Source organism: Lysinibacillus sp. G01H (genome assembly GCF_028872195.1).
Lineage (GTDB): Bacteria > Bacillota > Bacilli > Bacillales_A > Planococcaceae > Lysinibacillus > Lysinibacillus capsici.
On sequence record NZ_CP118397.1, the window covers coordinates 863,202 to 888,356 of the forward strand.

The following is a 25,155-nucleotide window of genomic DNA, read 5'->3' on the forward strand; positions in this document are numbered from 1 at the left end:
GCGCTCTAAGTTGAGTCATTGCCGCTCATAAAGAGTAGAAAAGCGCTCCAAGTAGAGCCATTGCCGCTCATAAAGTGGAAAAAGGCGCTCTAAGTAGAGGTATTCTCGCTCATAAAGGGAAGAAAAGCGCTCTAACTAAAGTCATCACCGATCATAAAGAGAGATAAAACCCTCCAATCCCTCTCAATAAAGAGAAGAATTAAACCTCTTTACTAGCTCTGTTTTACGCATGCTACTCGCAACCATTACACCTAAAATGGCGCCGATTGTACTTGATGTTAAAAAGGCTGGTAGGAAGAAGAATGCTGCTACAGATGTTCCCATGAATAATTTTGCGTAAGGGACGGCAATAAGTGAAGCCAGAATGCCAGTTCCGATAACTTCTCCGATACCAGCTAACCACATCTTATTGCTATATTTATAGGCAAGGGCAGCACAGAACGCACCGATGATACTACCAGGGATAGCTAGTAGAGAGCCTGTTCCAGTAAAAATACGAATGATGGCAGTGACAAAGGCAACTATAACTGTTGGTACGGGTCCAAGTATAATCGCTCCTATCACATTAATAGCATGCTGAACGGGGTAAGCACGTGCGATTCCTGTTGGGATGGATACGAAAGTAGAGCCTGCAACAGCAATGGCTACTAATAAAGCCATGACTGTTAATTTACGAATTGACATAAAGTTCACTCCTTTTGGTAAAGTTGGTGAGGAAAAATAAAAAGGCCACCCCCTTTAAACAATAGGAAGCGGCCTTGCATGTATATAGTGACAACAGCAAGTAGCGCCACTTCCCTCCGCTAGTGTGAACTAGATCAGGTTCAAAGGGTCCGTATATTACCATATACGTCTCAGCCTTTTAAAGACTCCCCTAGTGGTTAAGATTATTCAATTTAGTGAATCAACAATAATGTAACATACTGTTAAAAATAGTCAATGATTTTTCAGACTATTTTGGATCGGGATGCATTAAATGAGGTGCTTTTTTCACTGTCCAGATGAGCGCAAGGAAGAAACAAGCTAATAATATGATAGAACCAAAAATATAGGGGCTATTCATATTCCAATCAAATAATAAACCTGCCAAAGCGGGTCCAATCATATTCCCAAGGCTCATATAGGCATTATTCAAGCCCGCAGCAAATCCCTGCTCTTTTTCTGCAAGTTTTGAGATGAGTGTATTAACAGCTGGACGAATTAATGTCGTTGCTGTAGAGAAAATTGTTGCTACAACTAATATAAGGGCAAAGCCAGAAACAAATAATATTAAGAAAATAGCAACGGATGCAATAAACAAATTAACTAGTACTACTTTCATTTCACCATAACGATTGAACAGTGGTGTAATAATAAACATTTGTACTACTACTCCAAAAGCACCACCAACAACTAATATAATCGCTATATCTACAGGTGTGTAATTAAACTTTTCTGTCACAAATAATGACAATGTCGTTTGGAAATTTGCAATTCCAAACGAGAACACCAGCATAATTATGAGCATAACAAAATAAGGCATATGTATGGAACGAGCCATTTGCTTCGCCAGATTGTCTTGCTTTTGTTTCTGTTGCGCAGTGTTTGGTTGGGTAGAAGGTAATAAAAAGTAAGATAAAATAGATGCTACAATGGCTGCAGCTCCAGCTGTGAAAAATGGGAAATGTAAGCTTACCTTTGCTAAAAAGCCTCCAATACCAGGTCCGATCATAAAGCCAAGAGACATGGCGGCACCCAACATCCCCATACCTTTCCCGCGTTCTTCATAGGTTGTGACGTCAGCGACAAAAGCCATAATAGGAGGTGCAACAAATGCGGAACCTAGACCACCTAAAAATCGTGCTAAAAAGAGCATCCATACATCTGTAGCAAGGCCAAATCCGATTTGTGCAAGACCTGTTACGATAAGACCGAAAATAATTAAATTTTTTCGACCGTACTGATCTGAAAGATTCCCAGCAATAGGAGAAAATACGAATTGAGCTAAGGCGAACGTTGCGATTAGCATACCTAGAACTTGTCCTGCTGCACCAAATATTTTTAAATACTCTGGCATGACAGGAATAATAATGCCAATACTCCCCATTGCGATAAACATATTAAACATTAAAATATACAAAGCCGCCTTATTGGACTTTTGCTGGGTCATCGAATGAACCCCCTTTTTGTAATCAAATATAGTACAGTCTATCATAAAGAATTATTGCTTGGCTAATAGTTAAGATTATCGTACTGGTTCTATATTTAGAATGGTTTTCCACAAAAGTTTTCATCTGCGTACCTAAGGATGATGAAATAATACATGTTAGTCATAAAAATTGAGGGAGAAGAACTATAGAATCGAGCAACAATCGATGGATTTCTCTTATAAAAGGAGAATTAAAAAATTTGTGAGTCTGTCTGTAATGGTCTATAAATTGTAGCGACTGTTATAGTAGTGGCATCAAAATTATTATGGCTTATTTATTGTTAATACAATGGATAAAGAAAATATAAATTTATGCAGGTTCGATGAAAAAATCTATAGGTAAAGCTTTTCCATAACAGATGATGTGAGCATCTATTAAAATTTAGATAAAATATTTTCTAAATATAATAATACAAATAGTCGATTGAAAATTTTCTTATTTAATAGAAAGTTAGATAGGCAGAGAAAAAACTAGCGAATTGGTGTGAAAACCATTTCGCTAGTTTAATTACCGGATACTCATTTTAAATTCTAAAAATAATTCGTTGTATTTCCCTAAATAATCAGGTCCCAAATTTTTGTAGACCTCTAATGTATCGCGTTGTTCTTCAGAAGGATAGTAGCGTTCGTCAGAAACAACTTCTGCGTCCATCAAGTCCATGGCTGCAATATTAGGAGTAGAGTAGCCTACAAAATCGGCATTTTGAGCACCTGATTCAGCACTTAGCATGAAGTTAATAAAGGCGTGGGCACCATCAATATTTTTCGATGTTTTTGGGATGACCATATTATCAAACCATAAGTTTGAGCCTTCCTCAGGTACAGCAAAGTCTAACTCTTCATTTTCATACATCATGTCAGCTGCTTGGCCAGACCATGTAAGGGCAACGGTTGCCTCATTATTGATCATTAACGGTGTAATTTCATCTCCAATGATCGCTTTTACATTTGGTGCGAGTGTGATTAATTTATCAGTAGCTTCACGAAGTTCCTGATCATCTAGTGAATTCAGAGAATAGCCAAGACTGTTTAAGCCCATGCCAATGACTTCACGCGCACCATCTACTAAAAAGACTTTTCGCTTTAAAGAAGGGTCCCATAAATCGTCCCAAGAGGAGAAGTCTAAGTCTCCAACAAGGCTTGGATTGTAGACAATACCTACTGTTCCCCAAAAATAAGGGACAGAATATTTATTGTTATCATCGAATGGTAAATCTAAAAAGTAAGGATCAATATTTTTTAAATTAGGGATTTTCTTCTTATCTAAAGGAATCAATAATTTTTCTTCCTTCATCTTCTCAATCATATATTCAGAAGGGACAGCAATATCGTAAGCTGTTCCGCCTTGTTGAATCTTTGTCATCATAGCTTCATTGGAATCGAATGTTTCATAGATAACATGAATGCCTGTTTCTTTTTCAAATTCTTTTAACAAATCAGGATCAATATATTCTCCCCAGTTAAAGATGGTTAACGTGTCTTTTCCACTTTTACCGCCACCAGCACTTAAGGCATCAGCCGCGTAGAATAAAAGGGCTGAAACGACAAGGATGGCGATGGTAGCTTGAATTAATGACTTCATCGTTGCCCCTCCATTCTTTTACTCGTACGACTAGTAATGAAATAATAACCAACAACAACTAAAACAGTAATAAAGAATACTAAACCAGAAATTGCATTCACCGTTAGAGAAATTCCTGCACGGGCCATTGAATAAATTTCTACGGATAAAGTACTAAAGCCATTACCTGTTACAAAGAATGTCACGGCAAAATCATCTAATGAATACGTAAGGGCAAGGAAGAAGCCTGCAAAAATACCTGGCTGAATATAAGGAAGAATGACACGCATCATAACGTCCTTTTTCGTTGCTCCTAAATCTAATGCTGCATCGATTAATGAGTTATTCATTTCTAGTAGCTTTGGTAAAACCATTAATACAACAATCGGTACACTAAATGCGACATGCGCTAATAAAACAGATGCAAAGCCCAGTTTAATGCCTACCATTGTAAATAAAATTAAGAAACTAGCCCCGATAATAACGTCTGGGCTGACGATTAAGACATTGTTTAAGGATAGTAAAGTATTACGCATTTTAGAATCCTTTACCGTCACAATTCCAATTGCTCCTAGCGTACCAATAATAGTAGAAATGAGAGCAGAAAGTAATGCCACGATGACCGTATTTATTAATATAACAAGAAGACGCGAATCTTCAAAAACAGCTTGATAATGCTCCAAAGTAAAGGATTCAAAATTATTCATGGAGCCGCCACTATTAAACGAGTAAAAGATTAAATAGAAAATTGGAGCATAGAGAACGATAAAAACAATTGTTAAATAGACTTTGGCTGAAGCAGATAGTTTGTTCATCGTACGCGACCTCCTTTATCCTTTTGTCCCGTAATTAGCATGATAATCACCATGAATAAAATTAAGAATACAGCAATAGTGGAACCCATACCCCAATTTTGTGTCACAAGGAATTGCTGTTCAATCGCTGTGCCTAGAGTAATGACACGGTTCCCTGCAATTAAGCGAGTAATCATGAACAGGGATAGGGCAGGGATAAAGACGACTTGAATACCAGATTTAACGCCATCCATTGTCAATGGTAAAACAACACGACGGAAGGTTGTAAAAGCCGAAGCACCTAAATCACGTGCTGCATAAATGAGTGTTGGGTTTAAACGATCTAAAGAATTGAAGATCGGTAAAATCATAAATGGAATAAAGATATAGACCGACACAAAGACAAAGCTAATATCGGTAAAGAGCATTTGCTTTGGATCAAAGCCAAATACTTCGATAAATGCATTAATAGGCCCGTATAACCCAAAGATGCCGATAAAGGCATATGTTTTTAACAAAAGATTAATCCATGAAGGAATAATAATAAGTAGAAGCCAAAGTTGTTTATGCTTTGTCTTCGTTAAAAAATAAGCAGTTGGGTATGAAATTAATAGTGTAAAGAATGTAATTAAAAATGCATACCAAAACGAGCTCAAAGTCATCTTTAAGTAAACCGAAGAAAAGAACGCTTTGTAGTTATCGAGCGTAAAGTTGCCATGTAAATCAAGCAGGGAATAATAAACAACGAGTGCAATTGGCGCGATAACGAACAAGGCAATCCATAACACATATGGAAATAACGCTGGTTTCGATGTTTTAGTTTGCATCTTCATCGTCTCCATACGATTCTAATCGTTTATCAAACTCTTCCTCTGTTTCGTTTAAGCGCATTACGTGAATCGCCTCAGGATCAAAGTCTAAGCCAATCTCAGTCCCTACTTCTGCTTTCTTCAATGAATGGACTAGCCACTCATTACCATCTTTATCATATGTGGATAATTCATAATGTACCCCTCGGAATAATTGTGTATCCACTTTTACCACAAGTTTGCCTTTATCAATTGTTGTCATTTCTAAATCTTCTGGTCGAATGACAATATCTATTTTTTCATTTGGCTTCATCCCTTGGTCAACACATTCAAAAACATTGCCAGCAAATTCAACCTTGAAATCCTCAATCATCACGCCAGGTACAATATTGGATTCACCAATAAAATCAGCAACAAAGCGGTTAATCGGTTCATCATAAATATCCACTGGTGTACCTGATTGCTGAATTTGTCCTTCACTTAAGACAAAAATTTCATCACTCATGGCAAGTGCTTCTTCTTGATCATGTGTAACAAAGACAAATGTTTTGCCAAGACGTTGTTGTAATTCACGTAGCTCATATTGCATTTCTGTACGTAGCTTTAAGTCTAAAGCTGAAAGTGGTTCATCCAGTAAAATTACTTCAGGGTCATTGACAATGGCACGTGCAATCGCGACACGTTGTCGTTGTCCACCAGACATTTCAGATATTTCGCGGTTACCATACCCTGCCAAATTGACAAACTTTAAGGCTTCAGCTACACGCTCTTTTATGTCCTTTTCAGGAAGCTTTTTAATACGTAGGCCAAATGCGACATTTTCAAACACATTTAAATGAGGGAACAGCGCATAATCCTGAAAAACAGTATTAACTTGACGTTCATTGGCAGGAACTGCATTAATCTTTTTATCATGGAAAAATACATTTCCAGTTGTAGGTTCCGTAAATCCTGCAATAATTCGTAAAATGGTTGTTTTACCACAACCTGATGGACCAAGGAGTGTATAAAATTTCCCTTTTTCAAGCTCCAAATTGATATTTTTTAAAACGACGGTGCCGTCGCTATATGACTTTGAAACATTTTCAAAGCGGATAATTGAATTGGTTGTCATGGATGCGCCTCCTTAAGCTATAAATAAGAATCTGTTGCGACAAGTAAAATTTTTGTTTCATCATCATGTGCATTAAAAATCTGATGATGGTCTGTCGCGTCATAATAAAGTGCGTTACCTTCACTTGCGATATACTGTTCATTCCCTAAAACGAGACGAATACGCCCTTTAACTACATAAATAAATGTTTCAGAAAGCGAAGGCTCAAACTGTTTGAACTCGCCATCTGCCGCAAAGGTTAAGAAAATGGGTTCCATCTCTTTTTCATTCGAAGTAGGAATCAGCCATTGAATTTCATATTTTTTTTCTTCATCTGTATAGGTAGATTGATCTTCCTCTGTATAAACAACCTTCTGTTCAGGTGATTCATCATCAAAAAAGTCTTTGGGTCTTGACCCTAATACTTCTAATATTGAAAATAATGTTTCAATTGAAGGTGAGTTTAGATCCCGTTCTAATTGGGAAATATAACCTTTGCTTAAATCTGTACGTTCTCCAAGTTCCTCTTGGGTAAGACCCTTTTTTAAACGAAGCGCTTTAATTTTTGCTCCTATTTGCATCTTTTCCCTCCTAAGAGAAGTTTAGCAATGATAAACTTTTGAAATATGAAGTTTACTTTAACGAAACTTTTAGTTTACTAAAACCATTACAATTATACATAATAAAAAAAAATTTGCAATCGTTTTTCGTGAAAAAAATAGCTATAAAAAGTTAAAAAATGGGGTATAAATGAAAGTGAGAAAAATTTTGAATAGTGTAGAATATTATTGTCAAAAATAGCTTGTAGATAGACAATAACTATAATTCCAGTTGTGGATTTGACGAATTTTTGTCAATCCATTTCAATCATCCAAACGGGCGGAGTTTACTTGTTTGAAAAACTGCGGTTACTCTGCTATCGTAGAAGACGAGTTCGCTAGTGCGAATGGAATATATAAACTACATATTTATTTGGAGGGATTTATTATGGCAGAACGCATGGTAGGTAAACAAGCACCTGACTTTACAATGGAAGCAGTACTTTCAGACAAATCATTTGGTAAAGTATCATTAGAAGATATTAAAGCACAAGATAAATGGACAGTTCTTTTCTTCTATCCAATGGACTTTACATTTGTATGTCCAACTGAAATCACTGCAATGAGCGATCGTTATGACGAGTTCGAAGACTTAGATGCAGAAGTAATCGGTGTTTCTACTGACACAATCCATACACACTTAGCATGGATTAACACAGACCGTACGCAAAATGGTCTTGGTGAATTAAAATACCCATTAGCTGCTGATACAAACCATCAAGTATCTAAAGAATATGGTGTATTAATTGAAGAAGAAGGTATCGCATTACGTGGTTTATTCATCATCAACCCAGAAGGCGAATTAAAATACCAAACAGTATTTGATAACAACATCGGACGTGATGTTGATGAAACACTACGTGTACTTCAAGCACTACAAACTGGTGGTCTTTGCCCAGCTAACTGGCGTCCAGGCCAAGCAACTCTATAATCTAAATAGAGTCGATTATGCGAAAAATTAAAAGTCCCCACGACAAGCTTGTGGGGACTTTTAAATGAATTTTTGTTTTGGGAAAGAGTTTTTTTACCCCGTTATCTAAATATTTGAAGACAAACGATCTTTTAGAGGAGGATTTTTATGAAACTTCGTGAACAAATGCCTGAATTAGTTGGCGCAACGACTTGGTTAAATGGTGAAGTAACTAAAGCAGAATTAGTAGGCAAAAAACCAACATTAATCCACTTCTGGTCAGTAAGCTGTCATTTATGTAAAGAAGCAATGCCAGATGTGAACAATTTCCGCGATCAATATAAAGATGAATTAAACGTTGTAGCAGTACATATGCCACGTTCTGAGGCAGATACTGATTTAGATACAATTAAAGCAGTAGCAGCAGAGCATGATATTGTGCAACCAATCTTTGTAGACAGTGAAATGAAGCTAACAGATGCTTTTGAAAACCAATATGTTCCAGCATATTTTGTGTTCGATAAAGATGGACAGCTGCGTCATATGCAAGCTGGTGGTAGTGGTATGAAAATGCTAGAAAAGCGTGTAAACCGCGTTTTAGATGAGATGCGTAACGCTGAATAATAATGATATGGTGAAGACGGGGATTGAGATCCTCGTCTTTTTTGTTGTCCACCATTGACAAATTGGCTCTTGTTTTGACAATACATATAGCAGAGAATAGGCTACAATGGTGGTATAGTAGTTTTCGGAGGGATTTTTATGATGAAAAAAGAGTTTGCAGTCATAGGGCTTGGACGTTTTGGAGGCAGTATTGTTCGTGAATTAATGAGTCAGGGCGCACAGGTAATGGCAATTGATCATTCTTCAGAGCGTGTAGATGAGTTTGCTTCCATTGCTACACAAGCTGTTATTGCAGATTCAACCGATGAATCGGTGTTGAATTCATTAGGTATTCGTAATTTTGAGCACGTGATTGTAGCAATTGGGGAAGATATACAAGCAAGTATATTAACAACGATCATTTTGAAGGAAATTGGTGTTGAGCAAATTACAGTAAAGGCTCAAAACGATTACCATGAAAAGGTTTTACGTAAAATTGGCGCAGATTTTGTCGTCCATCCTGAGCGAGATATGGGTATTCGTATTGCTAATAATATGTTGTCGAATACTGTTCTAGATTATTTAGAGCTATCAGATGAACACTCCATTATGGAATTAAAGGCTAATGATGCGATTGCTGGCTATTCCATTATGGATTTAGATATTCGCGCTAAATATGGCATCAACATTGTAGGAATAAAGCGTGGGGCTGATATTATCGTATCTCCACAGGCCAGTGACAAGATTTTATTAGGAGATATTATGCTTGTTATAGGTGCTGATGTTGATATAAATCGCTTTGTTAAAAAGGCCTTGAACGGGTAAGAGCAAATGACGAAACGCAGATGGAGACTTGTTATATTCGCTGGTATTTTATTAGTTGGTGCTTTTATTATGCAAAACAGAGAAAAAAGTGAAGATGAAGCAATTTCTCTTGTTCTAGATCATGCCACAGAAATTGACCACATTGAATTATTCAAAGGAGATCAATCACTATTTCGTGCTACAGGCGAAGAAGCACAAGACTTTATTGAGAAATATCCATTAAGTCATGTAAGGAAGCTTTCCAAAAAGGAAAGAACGATTTTTGAAGAAAAGCCTGTATATCATATCATTTATAAAATGAAGGATAAGCCTCTTTATGAGGTAGAAATATTAAAAGTGGCTATTAGTTCTGAACTTGATGAAGAGTTGCAGCAAATGGTTTTTCGTATGGGTGATGCACAATATTTGATTTATTGGGCAAAAGAGAAAAAGGTACTCGAACAATCGACCAACACGCAACGATTACTTGAACAATACGACCAATAATGCAGGTAGTGATACAGCAATTCATGCTGGTCACTACTTTTTTATTCTATTTTTAAGAAAAAATTGGAAAAATATTTGATTTCATTGAGAGAGTTAGATTAAACTTTGACATAAAGAAGGGGGCTAGATGTAATGAAAATCATGTCAACTAATTGTATAATCGAACAATTACAACCAGAGCATTTTACAGATATACAAAAACTCTACTCTAATAAACAAGTTCGAACTTATCTCGGGGGTGTTCCATCAAACAGCTATATAGAAGCATCTTTTAAAGGCATGCTAGAAGCGCCATTTCCTAATACATATTTATATATTACTTTAAAGGAGACAGGTGAATTTATAGGTCTTGTCTCGATCGATGAATACCATGATAAGGAGTTGTATGAGCTTTCCTATCAATTTTTACCTCAGTTTTGGGGGAGGGGGTTAGCTTTTGAAGTGCTAACGCAGGTAATTCAGGATGGTTTGAATTATCTGAATATAGAATCTATTGTGGCAGAAACACAAACAGCTAACAAGGCATCATGTCGCTTGCTTGAAAAATTAGGAATGAAGAATGTACAGATGTTAGAAAGATTTGGGCAGGAACAAGCTGTCTATGAATTAAGTAAAAATAACGAACCGATAAGACAAATCATTGCCCTATCAGGCGGTGGGTTTTCTCAGCAGACCCCTTCATTTATCGATGAGTACATTTTACGACAAACTCAGAAAAATGAACGAGTTAAAATTTGTTTTATTCCCACAGCAAGTAATGATGCACAAGGGTATATCGAGAAGTTTTATGCAGCATTCCATCATTGTGAAGCAACCCATATTTTGCAAAAAGATATGCGTGATAGAAGCATTCGAGAAAAATTATTAGCGCAGCATATTATCTATGTGGGTGGTGGGAATACAGGTTATCTTCTTGAAAAGTGGCGAGAATATGGTTTTGATGAATTGTTAAAGGAAGTTTATCAAAAAGGGATTATATTAGCTGGCATCAGTGCTGGGGCAATGTGCTGGTTTGAAAAATGCTTTAGTGAAAATACTTATGATGATTTCGAGGAATGGAATGGCTTAGGGCTATTATCAGGTATCTATTGTCCTCATTATAATGATCAGGAGAGAAGGTATGCATTTGATCGCTGGATAGAAAATCATCCCACATTACAAGAATACACACTCATAGATACTGAGACACTTCATTTTAGGAATGAAAGGTTAGTAGCTAAAATTCAAAGCTATTAGAAGGGATGAAGAAAGTATGAGAATTCCAGCAAAACTAACACTGGGTGATGAGATTCGTGTTATTGCTCCAAGTAGAAGTGCCCAAGTTTTAAAAGTAGAGATGGTTGAACAAACGAAGATCATATTGGAAAGATTAGGGTTTCACGTATCATTTGGTGCCCACATTTTTGAATGTGATTTGCAGCACTCTTCCTCCATCATGCACCGTGTTGCGGATATACATGAAGCTTTTCGGGATCCACAAGTGAAGGCGATACTAACGGTGATTGGTGGATACAACTGTAATGAAGTTTTACCTTATTTAGATTATCAAATGATTGCTGAAAATCCGAAGATACTTTGTGGGTTTAGTGATATCACGGCCCTAGCTACAGCTATTACTACAAAATGCGATTTTATCACTTATTCAGGGCCACATTTTTCTAGCTTTCGTATGGTGCAAGCACAAAAATATCAGCTTTCCTATTTTCAAAAATGTTTAATGGAGAAGAATCCATTTTCTCTAGTTGCGTCTAGTATTTGGAGTGATGATGCATGGTATATTGATCAGGAAAATCGTCATTTTGAGGCAGCCAGCTGGAAGGTCTATTCGGAAGGCGCAGTGAGTGGGCAGCTTTATGGTGGTAATTTATGTACGTTAAATTTATTGCAAGGAACAGCTTACATGCCTAATTTATCGAATTGTATTTTATTTTTAGAGGATGATGAGCTTGTGAATCCTGCCATTTTTGCACGTGATCTCACGTCATTATTGCAAGCAACGACTATAATTAAAGGATTGGCAATAGGTCGATTTCAACGAGCTTCTGCGATGACAGAAGAACAATTACATTTTATTTTAGACAAGCATCCACTATTAAAAGCTATCCCTGTATTATATGATGTGGATTTTGGTCATACACAGCCGATTTTTACATTCCCTATCGGTGGCAATGTCCATATAAATACAAAAGAATTGAGGATTCAGGTGACTATATTTTAGAAGGAGAGCGTGTTCAACATGATCATACGAGAAGCAACCCGACATGACAGTGAACGAATTATAGCTGTTATGACAAATGCAGAGGCATCAAATTTTATGTTATTTGGACCAGGTGAGCGCAATTTAGCACCTAAGCCATTTGGGGAGTATATAGACAAGCTATATCATAGTCACCACTCAGCTTTGTTCGTAGCTGAAATGGATGAGCAGGTTGTGGCGTACTTAATTGTACAAGGCAATGAGCCGAAAAGAATTGCTCACCGTGCTTATCTTGTCATAGGCATACATAGTGACTATAGAGGAAGAAAAATTGGAACGGCTTTATTTCAACACGTAGAAAATTGGGCAATGGAGAATGGTGTACATCGTCTAGAATTAACCGTCATGGAAAATAATGAGGCTGGTGTTGCTTTGTATAAGAAAATGGGCTTTGATATTGAGGGAACGAAGCGGGCTTCGCTGTATGTAGATGGACAATATATTAATGAATACTATATGTCAAAACTATTGATTGGGAAAGGAACTAACGTATGACTACAAAAGTAAACATCGGCATTTATTCACCGTCCTCCCCAGCAACGGTGACGGCTTTGGAACGATATGAACGTGCTAAAGCATTTCTCGAGAATAAAAATTTTCGAATCGTGACAGGTTCTCTAACTGGTAAATCCGATTATTATCGTTCAGGTTCGCCAAAAGAAAGAGCAGAAGAATTGAATGAGTTATTACGCAATCCAAATGTGGATATGATTATGTCTACAATAGGAGGCACCAATGCCAATAGCATGCTACCTTATATTGATTATGAGGCTTTTCGTCAACATCCCAAAATGGTCGTAGGTTATTCGGATGCAACGGCCGTTCTACTGGCACTTTATGCAAAGACGGGTATTTCAACTTTTTATGGTCCAGCCCTCGTACCTTCCTTTGGTGAGTTTGAACCATTAGTAAATGATACCTTCAAATTTTTTGAGCATTATTTCTTTAAACCCCAAGCATTACCTTACGAAATCCCAATGCCTTCTTATTGGTCGGATGAACCTGTTAATTGGCTTGAGAAGACAGTGGATAAAAAACTCAAAAAGAATGAATGGTTAGCGATTCAGGGTGGGGTTGCTGAAGGAAGGTTAATTGGTGGGAATGCCAATGCCATGTATGGATTTATTGGTACGCCGTATTTCCCTAAAATTGTGGAAGGTGATATTTTATTAGTGGAGGACTGCTTAAAAAATGCTGCTGTTGTTGAAAAGAATTTTGCAATGCTAAAATTGCATGGTGTCTTTGACAAAGTTAGTGGGATTATTTTGGGGAAACATGAATGCTACGATGATTTAGGAACGGGTCGACAGCCATATGATATTCTACTTGAACAATTGGATGGAATAAAGATTCCTATATTAGCAGAGGTGGATATTTGTCATACACATCCTATGCATCCAATTGCGATAGGCAAACGAGTAAGGATAGATGCCACAGCTAAAAAGATATACTGTTTGGAAAGATGGTTGTAATGATAAAGCCTTGCAAATCGTAGCAAGGCTTTATTTTCTAGAGGTTCCTATAATCATCATCAGTGATAGCGTACATTTTTACATTTTGGTATTGTCCCTTAACAAGCATACTTTTCCGTAATAACCCTTCAAACTGCATACCTGACTTCTCCATAACCTTTTGTGAGCCAATGTTTTCTTCAAAGCATCGTGCTTGGATACGTACTAAATCTAATTCATTAAATCCGAAGTCAATGAGTTTTTTTGTTGCTTCTGTTGTGAACCCCTTATTCCAAAAATCCTCAGAAAGCACATAGCCAATTTCCGCGTATTTATGGGTGTCATTAATCGTCACAAAATCAATCGTTCCAATAATTGTGCCTGCATATTCAATACCCCATAACATCAGATTGCCTTGCTGATAACCATCAAATATTAATGCCATAAAAGCCTTTGTGTCCTCTAAGCTAGTGTGTGCTTGCCATGTCACATAACGCGCCACATTTTCACGGGAAGAGTAGTGAAACATTGCTTCTAAATCCTTATGTGTAATAGGTCTTAATAGTAACCTCTCCGTTTTCATAATTGGTATGTTACTCATGATTTACCTACTTTAACAAATAGTATATAAAAAATCGACCCATAATAATGAATTAGGTCGACTTTTTTATTTATTCATTTTTGTAGCACTATTATTAAAAATTTCACCTTCACATTATGGATAGCGCTTATCTGTTGCTGAGGAATCCTTAGTTTTGGTTTTATGTTTTTCATCTTTTACTTTTTCATTCAATTCTTCGACAGGTATTGGATCTACTGTTTTCATGTCCTCGTGTTTATCAAAAATGCTTTCTTTATCTGTATCCAATACATCAGGGTTATTCGTATTACGTGTTTTTGCCTGTTTATTATCATTCATTCACTATCACCTCTTACTATTAACTTTCACTTTTTTACTAGAGTGTAAACATTTTATTTTGAGTGATAGTGTAAGCTAATTGTTTGTTGTCAGCGCCAAACCATAAGTACATAGCTTTTACTTGAATGATAAAGAGTGTAGTGAAACAGAGATGGCTATCATTCCTACCATTTTTCTTAGGAAGAAATAGTGGTCTTTCCCTGAAGTGCACGTTCTTCCATAGCTATATCAAACTCTTTTTCAGATTTTGACACGACAACACAAGCTACACCATTACCAATTAAATTAGTTACAGCACGAGCCTCAGACATAAAGCGATCTACACCGATTAACAGCGCTATTCCTTCCACTGGTATCATTGGGAAGGCAGCCAAAGTTGCTGCTAATGTAATAAAACCTGAGCCTGTTACACCTGCTGCACCTTTAGAAGTAATCATTAAAATTCCGAGCAGTGTAATGATTTGAATCCAAGTTAGCTCCATTCCATATGCTTGTGCGATAAACAATGCAGCCATGGACAGGTAGATGGAAGTCCCATCTAGATTGAAGGAGTACCCAGTAGGAATGACTAAACCTACAACCTGCTTCGAGCAACCATAGTTCTCAAGCTTTCGCATCATAGATGGCAGAGCTGATTCAGAAGAGGAAGTCCCAATTACTAAGAAAATCTCATCTTTGATATAAGCGATAAATTTAAAGATGTTGAATCCAAAGAACTTTGCAATGGCACCTAAAATAAAGACAACAAATAAAAACATTGTTATATATACAGCAGCCATTAATAAACCTAGATTACCTAAAGATTTTAAACCAAAATTCCCAATTGTATAGGCCATTGCACCAAAAGCTCCGATTGGTGATATTTTCATAACCATACTTACAATCTTGAAGAATATCTCTGCTACTTGCTCAAAGAATGTGATGACTGGTTTTGCGGGTGCGCCTATTGAGGCAGCTGCTAGGCCAAATAAAACAGCAGAGAATAGGACTGGTAATAATTGACCTGTTGCCAATGCACCAACTACATTTTCTGGAATAATACTAGAAATGAAGGCACCCAAGCCCTGCTCAGATTCAGCTGCAGCAGTTGTATATTTTGAAATATCAGCATCAGATGCACCTGATGTATCCAAGCCTGTACCAGGACTTACGATTAAAGCAACAGCAATTCCGATTGCTAATGCAATTGTGGAAACTATTTCGAAGTAAAGCAATGCCTTTCCTCCGATTTTCCCGACCTTTTTCATATCTCCCATACTGCCGATTCCAATAACGACTGTTAGGAAAATTATAGGGGCAATTAACATTTTAATTAATTTGATGAATAGGTCTGCTAAGATTTTCAAGCTGGCACCGAACTCGGGAAAAATGGCTCCAACAATAATCCCAAGAATGATCGCCACTATAACCTGAACAGTCAAATTTTTCAGTAACTTCATTTTTTGCTACCTCTTTTCTAAATTTTCTCTTTGATATCGCTTTCACTAAAAGTATCATAGCGAATATTTCTTAAAAAAAGAGATTTAGAAAATAAGAAACATATCGTTCATTAAGTACATTTACTTACAATTACATATAAATATAGTAATATCAATAACTCTCCCTGTTATGGTACGCTATAGTTCATTAATTATTGTTATAATACAAAAACATAGAGTGATAATTAAGTTCTTTTTAAATTATCAATTTATAATATTGTTCATTAAATTCAATATTTTCTGCTACTTATATAGACTAAAGGTGTTGTCAAAAGATTTTTTTGCAGATAATCTTAAAACTAAATATGTGTGCCAGTGATTATGAGAATGCAAATTTGAAAGGACGGAATTTTTTAATGATGAAAATGCCTGTGAACGGCAAAATACTGTTAGTGACATTTTTAATCATTGCACTCTCCTTTTTACTAGGTGGTATTTTTTTACTCGGTAACCTATTATCTGAACAGGAAAGAGATTTTGGACAGCGGGCAATGCTTGTGGCAAGAACTGTATCAAATGTACCAGAGCTTAGTGTGCATTTGAAAAATGACAATATAAAAGAATCTGCAAAAAGTATTAATAAAATTGTAGATGGCATTAGAGTGATTCATAAGGCCGAGTATATTGTTGTAATGAATATGGAACGTATTAAACTATCACACCCAGTAAGTAAGGAAATAGGAAAACGCAGTGAGTCGCAGGATTTAAACGCCGCATTTAGTGAACATTATTATGTATCAAAGGCACGTGGAGAATCGGGTGTTATGATAAGAGCTTTCGTGCCAATTATTAATGATAAAAGAGAACAAGTGGGCATTGTAGTAGTTGGCTATTCATTACCAGATTTTATGGAAATGTTACAAAGTTATGAGCGAGAAATTATGATAACTATTGTTATATCGCTGATTTTCAGTATTTTCGGTGCCTATACACTTGGACGACATATAAAAAAACAAATGTTTGGGCTTGAACCTCATGAAATTGCAAAAATGTATGTGGAAAGAACAGAAACCTTTAATGCTATGCATGAGGGAATAATAGCGGTTGATAAGGAAATGAATATCACCATTTTTAATGAAAAAGCGGCCGATATTTTAGGTGTTACTAGGAAAATAGAGGACTGTATTGGACAAAAGATTTATGACGTTTTGCCTGATACCCGTCTGCCTGAAATTGTTGAAACAGCAACACCTGTTTATGATCAAGAGCTTTACATTAATCATCATAGTATCTTAAGTAATCGTGTACCTATTATTGTGAATGGAGAGCTAGTTGGTGCAGTTGCTATGTTTAAAGATTTAACAGCTGTGAAAAAGCTTGCGGAGGAAGTAACAGGTGTAAAGGCCTTTGTTCAAGCATTACGTGTGCAAACCCATGAGCATAAAAATAAGATTCATACAATTGCAGGACTACTGCAATTAGGACATACAAAGCAGGCACTTGAATATGTTACTGTCACTACTGAAAATGAAGCCTCATTGACGAAGTTTTTAAATGAACGCTTTCATAATGAAAATATTTCAGGTTTGTTATTAAGTAAAGTAAGCTATGGAAAAGAACTGGGCATCGAGGTTGAGATTGATCGGAAAAGTCATTTTAAACGCTTTCCACCTCTATTAGATCATCATGATTTTGTTGTGTTGTTTGGCAATTTAATTGAAAATGCTTTTGAGGCTTTAAATGTCCTTTCGAAGGAAGATAAATATGTAGCCATCTCTGTAGACGAGCATGATGGCGTCTTAGCGATTGCAGTTACCGATAATGGAATTGGCATGACCAAAGAGGTGCAGGATCGTATGTTTGAAAATGGATTTTCGTCCAAGGCTAGTGAAAATCGGGGCATTGGCTTGCATTTAGTCTATGAAATTGTAAGAAAAGGCAATGGAGATATTGAAGTAACAAGTGAATTTATGAAAGGGACAAGTTTCTTAATTTTATTTGAGTTAGGAGAAGTATAGATGGATGTAATAAATGTCTTATTGATTGAAGATGATCCAATGGTACGAGAAGTGAACAGACAATTTATTGAGCAAATCAAAGGCTTTTCATTAGTTGGCTATGCTAGCAATGGAATTGAGGGAATTCAAAAAATTAAACAATTAACCCCAGAGCTTGTCTTTATGGACATTTTTATGCCAGAGCAGGATGGCATTATAACGTTAGGGAAAATCCGAGAAGAGCATCTTCATGTTGATGTTATTGCTGTAACAGCTGCGAATGATATGCCCACTGTGCAGCGAATATTACACTTAGGTGTCTATGATTATATTATGAAGCCCTTTACGTTTGAGCGGATTGAGCAGACTTTAAAAAATTATCAAAGCTATAGAAGGAAAATAAGCGGCATGCAAGATTTAACTCAGCATGATGTCGATCATTTAATGCAACAGCGTCTTCCTGAACAAATTGTAGTAGAAACAACAGGAATGGATGCCATTCTTATAGAAGAACTCCCAAAAGGGTTTAATCGAGCTACCTTAGATAAGGTACTTGCATATATAAAAAAAAGTGGCGAGGCAGTATCAGCTGAGGAGGTATCAGCTTATATAGGTACAGCACGTGTTACAGCTAGACGCTATCTAGACTTTTTAGAAAAGCAGAAACTATTAAAAGTAGATATACAATATGGAAACGTAGGACGTCCTATTCATCGTTATTATATTTAATGATTAGTTACCTAAAATTTTTAGCCGAAATAGTAAAGTTTAGGGGGCGTTCTAAAAGCTTTATTTACGAGAATGCAAGAAGCTCCAAATCCCGATACATAAAAGGCAGTAGGTAAATTTGAATATCATGGAGTAGAGAGGAGCTTCCTTATTGAGGTATGCTTTAAAATGATTATTTTTATTGAATATGGACATTTTTATTTCTCTAATATATAAGGGAAATGAAAATGTCTTTTTGGGGTGATGGGATAGGAATAGGCAGGTGAGGAAAATTGTTCGATTGTTTGTTGATTAGTATGAATAGTAGTACTTTACTTTGACAATACATATAGCAAAGATACATTACAATATGGAAATAGTCAGTTACCTAAAAAATAAATTGATTTAGGTAATAGAAGTATTAAGTTAGCTCATGGGAAGTAGGTTAGGCATATGTTTAACGTCCGAAAAGAGACATTATTGAAATTTTTAAAGATTCTATTTCCAATATTACTTTTGGTGGTAGCTATTTATGAAATCCAACAGTCAGTGAGTGGAATAGATGTTCATTTACTAAAAGAAGAAGTGAACGAGCTTCAGCTATGGGAGCTTTTATTGATTTTCCTAATCACCTTTTTCGCAATTACACCAATGATTTTTTATGATGTTATTTTAGCAAATATATTAGGTATCAACATCAATAAACGTAATTTGCTCAATCATTCATTTATCGTAAATACTTTTTCAAACCTTATTGGCTTTGGAGGGTTAGTTGGTATATTCTTACGTGATTATTTTTATTCCAAATATAAAGACGATAAGGAAGGTATGTTAAGAAATATTGCTTCGGTCACCCTGTTCTATTTAACAGGGATTTCTTTGTTAACGTGGATTATGTATATATTCTTTTGGGATTTCTCGTTGCTAAAAGAAGAACGGTGGTTATCGATTGCAGTTGTTCTTGTCAGCCTATATGTACCAGCTTTTTGGGCGATGTATATGATTCGATATAAAAAGGAAAGCTCTTTAAAACCAAAAATATCACTTCAATTGATGGTTACTTCAATAGCTGAGTGGCTTGCTGTATTTTTCGTAATCTGGGCTTTAACGCTTATTTTAAAGATTCCAATAGAATTATCCACATTAATTCCTATATTTTTAATTGCTTCTAGTGCAGGAATAGTCAGCATGATACCTGGCGGAGTTGGCTCCTTTGATCTCGTTTTTTTGTGGGGAACACAAAGTATAGGAATTGCTGATGAAAAAGTGTTGTTTCTATTAATTCTGTACCGTGTTGGGTATTTTGTTTTACCATTTTTTGTTTCCGCTCTCTTATTTATTAAAGAATATTGGATGCGATGGAATCAATCATGGGATGACTTACCAAATATTATTTTTCAGAAACTAAGCCATATGCTATTAACAATTTTGGTGTTTATTTCTGGCATTATTTTATTACTATCTGCAGCTTTGCCAGGGGTGCTAAGTCGTCTAAAAATTGCTCAGGAATTTTTATCCTCACCCATTATGAATGTATCCCATCAATTGACCGTGGCAGCGGGCTTTATATTGTTAGGATTATGTAGGGGAATCAAATACAAAGTAAAAAGGGCATACCAGCTCGCGATTGTTGTGTTAAGTAGTTCAGCGCTATTTTCAATTTTTAAGGGTTTTGATTATGAGGAAGCCATTTTTTTAGTCATTGTCGCAGTGTTATTAATGGTGTCCAAAAAGCAGTTTTATCGAGAAAGTTATGTTTTGACGTGGGGGATTGTCATAATTGATCTTGCTGTAGTAACAATTATTACAGCTATGTATGTGGTAATTGGCTATGTCAATTTACCCTCTGCTAAAATTCATTTTCCTAGTGCCCTACAAGACTATATGATAACTGATTATCAGGACCTCTTTAATAGTGCGATTATCGGTATTCTGATCGCCATTGTTATTTTTTATATAGGCTATTTTATACGTACACCTAAGAAAATGGTAAAGCTTTTATCTAAAGAGCAGGAGGAAGCTATTAAAGATCATTTGAAGTCCTATGAAGGAACGGAGTATTCCCATTTGATTTTTTTGCATGATAAATTTGTACATTGGAATGAAAAAGGAACTGTTTTATTCTCTTATCAAATTTATGCAGATAAGATTATCGTTCTTGGAGATCCAGTTGGTAATGAATCTGATTTTTTATCTGCTATCCAGGAATTTTTGGAATTGGCTGATCGGCATGGCTACACTCCTGTCTTTTATGAAATTAACAATAAAATTTTCTCTGCATTACACGAGTATGGATATAGTTTCTTTAAGCTTGGCGAGGAAGCCTTTGTAGATTTAGAGAAATTTACATTCACGGGTAAAGAAATGAAGGGCAGTCGATCAATAAAAAATAAGTTTGAAAGAGAAAATTATATTGTGGAAATACTGAGTCCTCCGTATTCTCAGGAAGTCATGAAGGAATTGAAAGAGGTATCAACAAAATGGTTGCAGGGAAGGGCGGAGAAAGGTTTTTCGCTTGGTTTTTTTGATGAACACTATTTAAGCACTTCCAATATTGCTGTTTTACGTGGCACGCAAGGAACGTTCGGCTTTGCTAGTATTATGCCTATGTATGATCAAGGAGAAAGGATTTCAGTAGATCTGATGCGTTTTAAGCCAGGATCACCATCTGGAACAATGGATTTCATTTTCTTATCACTATTTGAATGGGCAAAATCAGAAGGCTATCGTGTCTTTAATATGGGGATGTCGCCTTTATCCAATGTCGGACAGTCTAGATATTCCTTTTTAAGTGAAAAAATAGCTGCACAAATCTTTCTACACGGACAGCATTTTTATCATTTTAAAGGGTTAAAAAACTTCAAGTTAAAATATGCAGATTTTTGGGTACCCAAATATGTAGCCTATCGGAAAAAATCTTCATTACCATTCACGATGGCACAAATCACGTTATTAATCGGGCAAAAGAGGAAAAAGTAAGTCATGTAAACTTTATAATTTTTAGCGCGGTATTGAAGCAAGTAAAGCACAAAAGAATTATTCTCTAGAAATGGATAGAGACGAAAAAGCCCTGCATAAAGCAGGGCTTTTTAGCGTCTAAAATATAAAAGCTAAGTTAAGTTTTAATTATTTTTGATCAACAGCAATCATCTCTTATACGAAGTCTTCACTTTTTTTCTAGCGTTTCAACATCCATAGGCTCAGCAGTAGGTTTACCAGCTTTTAATAAGACTTTACTGCCCAGAAGGAAAAATCCTTGGATGAAGAGTAATAATCCTGTACCGATGAGTAGCCACTCAATAGCAATAATATCAGCTATTGGCCCAAAAATTAGCATTCCTAAAGGCATCATAGAGGTAGATATCATACTAAGAATGCCAAATACTCTTCCCATATAATCACTATCCACTTTTTCTTGTAATAACACCGTTGCGGGTGTGTTAAAGATTGGCATAGCTATTCCAGTAACTGTCATGATCATGAGATACAGCCAAAAAACAGGTATGACTCCTAGAGCCATGGTACAAAGACCAAATAATAAAGCAGATAATGTCATCGTATGCACTTTATTTTTAAAGCCACCCCATGTTGCGATTGCGATACCACCGATTAACATCCCAATGGCAAAGGCCATTTCGATGGCAGTCAAACGCCATACATCATTGCCAAAAGTTCGTGTAACTTGTAAAGGCGTTAAAAAGGCAGCAGGTGCAGCAAGCAGCATGAAAAAGGCAAAGAACAAGAATAATTGTTTCAAGAAAGCATGCTCTTTAATATAGATGAAGCCTTGTTTCATATCACTAAAATAGCCTGTTGTTTGTGGCTGATTAGCTTTCGCATGTGCAGGGATATGCAGAAATAATAAGAAGATAGCGATGGCAATAGCCGCTGTTGTCACATCAATAAAGAAAATGGATTCAATAGAAGCCATCGTTAATAATGCACCACTTGCCATAGGTGCAAGAATCATGATGAAAGCTTGAATACTGCTATTTACACCATTGACCTTCATTAAATGCTCTTCAGGCACAAATTGTGGCAAAATTGCGCCTACTGCTGGTGTTTGAATACCTGCACCAACTGCACGTACGGCTGATATAACAAATAGTAGCCAGAGCTCATCATAGCCGATTAAAAATAAAATAGCTAAAATTAGGGTAGATAAGGCAATCATTCCATCTGCTAAAATAATAAGCCATTTACGGTTATAGCGATCTGCCCACACACCAGCAATAGGTGCTAAAAAGAAGGTTGGTAAAAAGCCGCAAATGATCGCGATGGTCATCATGCTGCCTGATTGTGTTGTAAGTGTGATGTACCATGTAATGGCATATTGCACAAGAGCAGAGCCAAAAAGTGAAATCGTTTGACTACTTAAAAAAAGTATTGTATTACGTTTCCAATGTTCCAATTTCGTCATCCCTTTCTAACAGAAGTGCCTGTGTGGAAAGTAAAAGACAACACAAAAAAAGAGGGGAGTAGAAGTCCCCTCTTTTCCAGTATTCCTAAAACAGACTAGACCTAATTCCATTTCCCTTGCACAGCAGGCAAAGTATATACATATTTAATTAGTAAGGTGAAATCGTAGTCTAATTGAAGCTGTCATTTGGAATACCCTCCGTTCTATATAAGTTGTGTTGATTGTAGCATAAAGTTCATCTATGCGTAAAGAATGAATTAAGCAAAAATTAGGTTGAATTTAAAAATATGGAAATTGTAAAATCAATCTAAAGGAAAAGTACTATTCATCTTATCGCCTTGTCAGTAGTTTTTTAGGGTTAGTATTCATATTTTGAAACTAACGGGAACGTTTGTTAGACGTGAAACTTATTATCTATTGCATTGATCGCGATAAAGTTGCTTCAGAGACGTGCATATAGCGAGTACTTGTCATATACTAAAATAGAAAAATAGCAAATGGAGGAAATATGAGAAAGAAAAATAGTAAATGGAAGATCCTAACTTTAGTCGCGATGATTTTTGTGTTATGCCTATCGACCATCCCAACAAAGCCTGCCATGGCAAGCACGACACAGCCAAAAAGGGAGATGAGGGCTGTCTGGATTTCAACCGTTCTTAATCTTGATATGAAAGCAGGTATGACGAAGGAGCAGTACACGGCTTGGACACGCCAAACTTTGGATCAATTAAAAGCCAATAAATTCAATACTGTTATTTATCAAGTAAGACCAACAAATGATGCAATGTATGTCTCTGATCTAGTGCCATGGTCATCTTACATAACAGGCAAAAAGCAAGGCACAAATCCAGGCTACGATCCTCTTGCGATCATGATAGAGGAAAGTCATAAACGGGGTATGGAGCTGCATGCATGGATGAATCCGTATCGTGTAACAATGTCTGGACAAAAACTGACAGACCTTGCTGCTGATAATGTGGCTAGAACACATCCAAACTGGGTTATCAAATACGGTAAGCAATATTATTTAAATCCTGGTTTACCAGAAGTACAAGACTATTTAGTTGAAGTAGTAAGAGAGCTGGTAGCCAATTATGATATTGACGCAGTGCATATGGATGATTATTTTTATCCATATAAAATTGCTAATGAAGTTTTTCCAGATCAAGCAACTTTTAAAAATTATGGTGCTTCCTTTAAAAAGGTGGAGGATTGGCGACGAGATAATGTCAACCGTCTTGTAGAAAATCTTTACACGGCCATTAAAGACACAAAGCCATATGTTCAATTTGGTATTTCACCATTTGGTGTATGGCGCAATAAATCGCTAGATAAAACAGGCAGCGATACAAGGGCTGGTGTTAATAATTACGATGATTTATATGCAGACGTCAGAACATGGATTCAAAATGGCACAATTGATTACATTACACCACAAATTTATTGGTCAAGAACATTAACTGTTGCGAAATATGGAACGCTGCTAGATTGGTGGAGCCATGAAGTGCAAACCTACGCAACAACACACCCTGTGCATCTTTACATTGGGCTTGCTGATTACAAAGTTGGCAATGATAGTGATGCAGCATGGAAAAATAAAATGGAGCTACCAAGTCAAATACTAGCGAATCGTTCGGAAAAGGTAGCGGCTGAGGGGCAAATGCATTTCTCCTTAAGAAGCTTTCAAAACAATAAACTAGGCTATGCAACGATTGTTAGTCAACAATTATATAATTACACAGCACTGACACCAGAAACAACTTGGGATGATGACACAGTGCCGAACGTGCCGACTTTTGTGCAAGTGACAAAGGAAGCGGCAGGTCGCAAGATAGAGATTATAGACGAAAATGAAAGACAACCACGCAAGTATGTCATTTATCGTTTTTCAGGAAACAAAGAAGGCTCTTATGATGACCCTCGAAATATAGTGGATGTTGTTTATAATATGGATGGCCTCACTAAATTTGTGGACAAGTCAGCTCTTGCTAAGCATAGCTATACATATGGCATTAAGGCCGTATCAAATACAGGTGTGGAAAGCAAGGAAGTTTTTGTAGTAATAGAAAATCAATAAAAAGCCTAGAAAACAAAACAACCACTCATGCAAAGATTGC

Annotated in this window: 23 protein-coding genes and 1 riboswitch; of the genes, 12 read left to right on the forward strand and 11 right to left on the reverse strand. The window is 36.4% G+C overall.

Annotated features, from left to right (window positions below; translation table 11 throughout):
- Positions 1-183 precede the first annotated feature (183 nt).
- From thiW to PSR12_RS04160, 7 genes are all read right to left on the reverse strand, one after another.
- The gene (gene thiW, locus PSR12_RS04130) at positions 184-684 is read right to left on the reverse strand and encodes an energy coupling factor transporter S component ThiW (protein WP_257521237.1); all 501 of its coding nucleotides are present in this window, start codon (positions 682-684) and stop codon (positions 184-186) included.
- Positions 685-778: 94 nt separating this feature from the next.
- Positions 779-886: riboswitch (TPP riboswitch) on the reverse strand.
- A 66-nt stretch (positions 887-952) separates the two neighbouring features.
- Positions 953-2,149 (reverse strand): MFS transporter, encoded by a 1,197-nt coding sequence (locus tag PSR12_RS04135; protein ID WP_274771748.1) that lies wholly within the window; start codon positions 2,147-2,149, stop codon positions 953-955.
- Between the two features lie 547 nt (positions 2,150-2,696).
- Positions 2,697-3,770 (reverse strand): ABC transporter substrate-binding protein, encoded by a 1,074-nt coding sequence (locus PSR12_RS04140; protein ID WP_221679615.1) that lies wholly within the window; start codon positions 3,768-3,770, stop codon positions 2,697-2,699.
- Positions 3,767-4,564: an ABC transporter permease gene (locus tag PSR12_RS04145; RefSeq protein WP_257521238.1), complete on the reverse strand. Its 798-nt coding sequence runs from the start codon at positions 4,562-4,564 to the stop codon at positions 3,767-3,769. The genes PSR12_RS04140 and PSR12_RS04145 overlap by 4 nt, the downstream gene beginning before the upstream one ends.
- On the reverse strand, positions 4,561-5,370 hold the full coding sequence (locus PSR12_RS04150; RefSeq protein WP_257521239.1) for an ABC transporter permease: 810 nt from the start codon (positions 5,368-5,370) through the stop codon (positions 4,561-4,563). Before PSR12_RS04150 ends, PSR12_RS04145 begins: the two co-directional genes overlap by 4 nt.
- On the reverse strand, positions 5,360-6,466 hold the full coding sequence (locus tag PSR12_RS04155) for an ABC transporter ATP-binding protein (protein WP_004224673.1): 1,107 nt from the start codon (positions 6,464-6,466) through the stop codon (positions 5,360-5,362). The genes PSR12_RS04150 and PSR12_RS04155 overlap by 11 nt, the downstream gene beginning before the upstream one ends.
- A gap of 17 nt (positions 6,467-6,483) precedes the next feature.
- On the reverse strand, positions 6,484-7,026 hold the full coding sequence (locus PSR12_RS04160; protein ID WP_004224674.1) for a helix-turn-helix domain-containing protein: 543 nt from the start codon (positions 7,024-7,026) through the stop codon (positions 6,484-6,486).
- A gap of 406 nt (positions 7,027-7,432) precedes the next feature.
- Here PSR12_RS04160 and PSR12_RS04165 point away from each other — a divergent pair, with 406 nt between their 5' ends.
- From PSR12_RS04165 to PSR12_RS04200, 8 genes are all read left to right on the forward strand, one after another.
- Positions 7,433-7,975 (forward strand): peroxiredoxin, encoded by a 543-nt coding sequence (locus PSR12_RS04165; RefSeq protein ID WP_004224676.1) that lies wholly within the window; start codon positions 7,433-7,435, stop codon positions 7,973-7,975.
- Positions 7,976-8,122: 147 nt separating this feature from the next.
- Complete coding sequence (locus tag PSR12_RS04170) at positions 8,123-8,578, forward strand: TlpA family protein disulfide reductase (protein WP_004224678.1); 456 nt, start codon at positions 8,123-8,125, stop codon at positions 8,576-8,578.
- Between the two features lie 141 nt (positions 8,579-8,719).
- On the forward strand, positions 8,720-9,382 hold the full coding sequence (locus PSR12_RS04175; RefSeq protein ID WP_004224679.1) for a potassium channel family protein: 663 nt from the start codon (positions 8,720-8,722) through the stop codon (positions 9,380-9,382).
- 6 nt (positions 9,383-9,388) lie between these two features.
- Positions 9,389-9,868, forward strand: a complete 480-nt coding sequence (locus PSR12_RS04180; RefSeq protein WP_257521240.1) for a hypothetical protein — start codon at positions 9,389-9,391, stop codon at positions 9,866-9,868.
- 132 nt (positions 9,869-10,000) lie between these two features.
- Complete coding sequence (locus PSR12_RS04185; protein ID WP_274771754.1) at positions 10,001-11,104, forward strand: GNAT family N-acetyltransferase; 1,104 nt, start codon at positions 10,001-10,003, stop codon at positions 11,102-11,104.
- Positions 11,105-11,120: 16 nt separating this feature from the next.
- The gene (locus PSR12_RS04190; RefSeq protein WP_274771756.1) at positions 11,121-12,086 is read left to right on the forward strand and encodes a S66 family peptidase; all 966 of its coding nucleotides are present in this window, start codon (positions 11,121-11,123) and stop codon (positions 12,084-12,086) included.
- A gap of 18 nt (positions 12,087-12,104) precedes the next feature.
- Positions 12,105-12,620: a GNAT family N-acetyltransferase gene (locus tag PSR12_RS04195; RefSeq protein ID WP_221679626.1), complete on the forward strand. Its 516-nt coding sequence runs from the start codon at positions 12,105-12,107 to the stop codon at positions 12,618-12,620.
- On the forward strand, positions 12,617-13,597 hold the full coding sequence (locus PSR12_RS04200) for a S66 family peptidase (protein ID WP_274771759.1): 981 nt from the start codon (positions 12,617-12,619) through the stop codon (positions 13,595-13,597). The genes PSR12_RS04195 and PSR12_RS04200 overlap by 4 nt, the downstream gene beginning before the upstream one ends.
- Positions 13,598-13,634: 37 nt before the next feature.
- Here PSR12_RS04200 and PSR12_RS04205 read toward each other — a convergent pair whose 3' ends face one another.
- From PSR12_RS04205 to PSR12_RS04215, 3 genes are all read right to left on the reverse strand, one after another.
- A complete protein-coding gene (locus tag PSR12_RS04205) occupies positions 13,635-14,177 on the reverse strand; it encodes a GNAT family N-acetyltransferase (RefSeq protein WP_274771761.1) in 543 nt (180 codons plus the stop codon).
- Between the two features lie 114 nt (positions 14,178-14,291).
- Positions 14,292-14,495: a hypothetical protein gene (locus tag PSR12_RS04210; RefSeq protein ID WP_274771763.1), complete on the reverse strand. Its 204-nt coding sequence runs from the start codon at positions 14,493-14,495 to the stop codon at positions 14,292-14,294.
- 176 nt (positions 14,496-14,671) lie between these two features.
- The gene (locus PSR12_RS04215) at positions 14,672-15,934 is read right to left on the reverse strand and encodes a dicarboxylate/amino acid:cation symporter (protein ID WP_009371221.1); all 1,263 of its coding nucleotides are present in this window, start codon (positions 15,932-15,934) and stop codon (positions 14,672-14,674) included.
- A gap of 395 nt (positions 15,935-16,329) precedes the next feature.
- Between PSR12_RS04215 and PSR12_RS04220 the strand changes: the two genes are divergently transcribed.
- The 3 genes from PSR12_RS04220 (at position 16,330) to mprF (ending at position 21,597) form a co-directional block, all read left to right on the forward strand.
- A complete protein-coding gene (locus PSR12_RS04220; RefSeq protein WP_221679631.1) occupies positions 16,330-17,931 on the forward strand; it encodes an ATP-binding protein in 1,602 nt (533 codons plus the stop codon).
- Positions 17,932-18,639 (forward strand): response regulator, encoded by a 708-nt coding sequence (locus PSR12_RS04225; RefSeq protein ID WP_048391959.1) that lies wholly within the window; start codon positions 17,932-17,934, stop codon positions 18,637-18,639.
- Positions 18,640-19,071: 432 nt separating this feature from the next.
- Entirely contained in the window at positions 19,072-21,597 is a 2,526-nt protein-coding gene (mprF, locus tag PSR12_RS04230; RefSeq protein WP_221679632.1) for a bifunctional lysylphosphatidylglycerol flippase/synthetase MprF, read from the forward strand.
- A gap of 187 nt (positions 21,598-21,784) precedes the next feature.
- Here the strand turns inward: mprF and PSR12_RS04235 are convergent, their stop codons facing one another.
- Positions 21,785-23,038, reverse strand: coding sequence for an MFS transporter (locus PSR12_RS04235; RefSeq protein WP_221679633.1), 1,254 nt, complete (start codon positions 23,036-23,038; stop codon positions 21,785-21,787).
- Between the two features lie 508 nt (positions 23,039-23,546).
- On the opposite strand from PSR12_RS04235, the gene PSR12_RS04240 reads away from it, so the two are divergent.
- Positions 23,547-25,115: a glycoside hydrolase family 10-like protein gene (locus tag PSR12_RS04240; RefSeq protein WP_257521248.1), complete on the forward strand. Its 1,569-nt coding sequence runs from the start codon at positions 23,547-23,549 to the stop codon at positions 25,113-25,115.
- Positions 25,116-25,155 lie beyond the last annotated feature (40 nt).

Bases quoted from the DNA above. Each gene is read 5' to 3' on its own strand.
- thiW (WP_257521237.1), bottom strand. From the start codon at position 684: ATGTCAATTCGTAAATTAACAGTCATGGCTTTATTAGTAGCCATTGCT.
- PSR12_RS04135 (WP_274771748.1), bottom strand. From the start codon at position 2,149: ATGACCCAGCAAAAGTCCAATAAGGCGGCTTTGTATATTTTAATGTTT.
- PSR12_RS04140 (WP_221679615.1), bottom strand. From the start codon at position 3,770: ATGAAGTCATTAATTCAAGCTACCATCGCCATCCTTGTCGTTTCAGCC.
- PSR12_RS04145 (WP_257521238.1), bottom strand. From the start codon at position 4,564: ATGAACAAACTATCTGCTTCAGCCAAAGTCTATTTAACAATTGTTTTT.
- PSR12_RS04150 (WP_257521239.1), bottom strand. From the start codon at position 5,370: ATGCAAACTAAAACATCGAAACCAGCGTTATTTCCATATGTGTTATGG.
- PSR12_RS04155 (WP_004224673.1), bottom strand. From the start codon at position 6,466: ATGACAACCAATTCAATTATCCGCTTTGAAAATGTTTCAAAGTCATAT.
- PSR12_RS04160 (WP_004224674.1), bottom strand. From the start codon at position 7,026: ATGCAAATAGGAGCAAAAATTAAAGCGCTTCGTTTAAAAAAGGGTCTT.
- PSR12_RS04165 (WP_004224676.1), top strand. From the start codon at position 7,433: ATGGCAGAACGCATGGTAGGTAAACAAGCACCTGACTTTACAATGGAA.
- PSR12_RS04170 (WP_004224678.1), top strand. From the start codon at position 8,123: ATGAAACTTCGTGAACAAATGCCTGAATTAGTTGGCGCAACGACTTGG.
- PSR12_RS04175 (WP_004224679.1), top strand. From the start codon at position 8,720: ATGAAAAAAGAGTTTGCAGTCATAGGGCTTGGACGTTTTGGAGGCAGT.
- PSR12_RS04180 (WP_257521240.1), top strand. From the start codon at position 9,389: ATGACGAAACGCAGATGGAGACTTGTTATATTCGCTGGTATTTTATTA.
- PSR12_RS04185 (WP_274771754.1), top strand. From the start codon at position 10,001: ATGAAAATCATGTCAACTAATTGTATAATCGAACAATTACAACCAGAG.
- PSR12_RS04190 (WP_274771756.1), top strand. From the start codon at position 11,121: ATGAGAATTCCAGCAAAACTAACACTGGGTGATGAGATTCGTGTTATT.
- PSR12_RS04195 (WP_221679626.1), top strand. From the start codon at position 12,105: ATGATCATACGAGAAGCAACCCGACATGACAGTGAACGAATTATAGCT.
- PSR12_RS04200 (WP_274771759.1), top strand. From the start codon at position 12,617: ATGACTACAAAAGTAAACATCGGCATTTATTCACCGTCCTCCCCAGCA.
- PSR12_RS04205 (WP_274771761.1), bottom strand. From the start codon at position 14,177: ATGAGTAACATACCAATTATGAAAACGGAGAGGTTACTATTAAGACCT.
- PSR12_RS04210 (WP_274771763.1), bottom strand. From the start codon at position 14,495: ATGAATGATAATAAACAGGCAAAAACACGTAATACGAATAACCCTGAT.
- PSR12_RS04215 (WP_009371221.1), bottom strand. From the start codon at position 15,934: ATGAAGTTACTGAAAAATTTGACTGTTCAGGTTATAGTGGCGATCATT.
- PSR12_RS04220 (WP_221679631.1), top strand. From the start codon at position 16,330: ATGATGAAAATGCCTGTGAACGGCAAAATACTGTTAGTGACATTTTTA.
- PSR12_RS04225 (WP_048391959.1), top strand. From the start codon at position 17,932: ATGGATGTAATAAATGTCTTATTGATTGAAGATGATCCAATGGTACGA.
- mprF (WP_221679632.1), top strand. From the start codon at position 19,072: ATGTTTAACGTCCGAAAAGAGACATTATTGAAATTTTTAAAGATTCTA.
- PSR12_RS04235 (WP_221679633.1), bottom strand. From the start codon at position 23,038: ATGACGAAATTGGAACATTGGAAACGTAATACAATACTTTTTTTAAGT.
- PSR12_RS04240 (WP_257521248.1), top strand. From the start codon at position 23,547: ATGAGAAAGAAAAATAGTAAATGGAAGATCCTAACTTTAGTCGCGATG.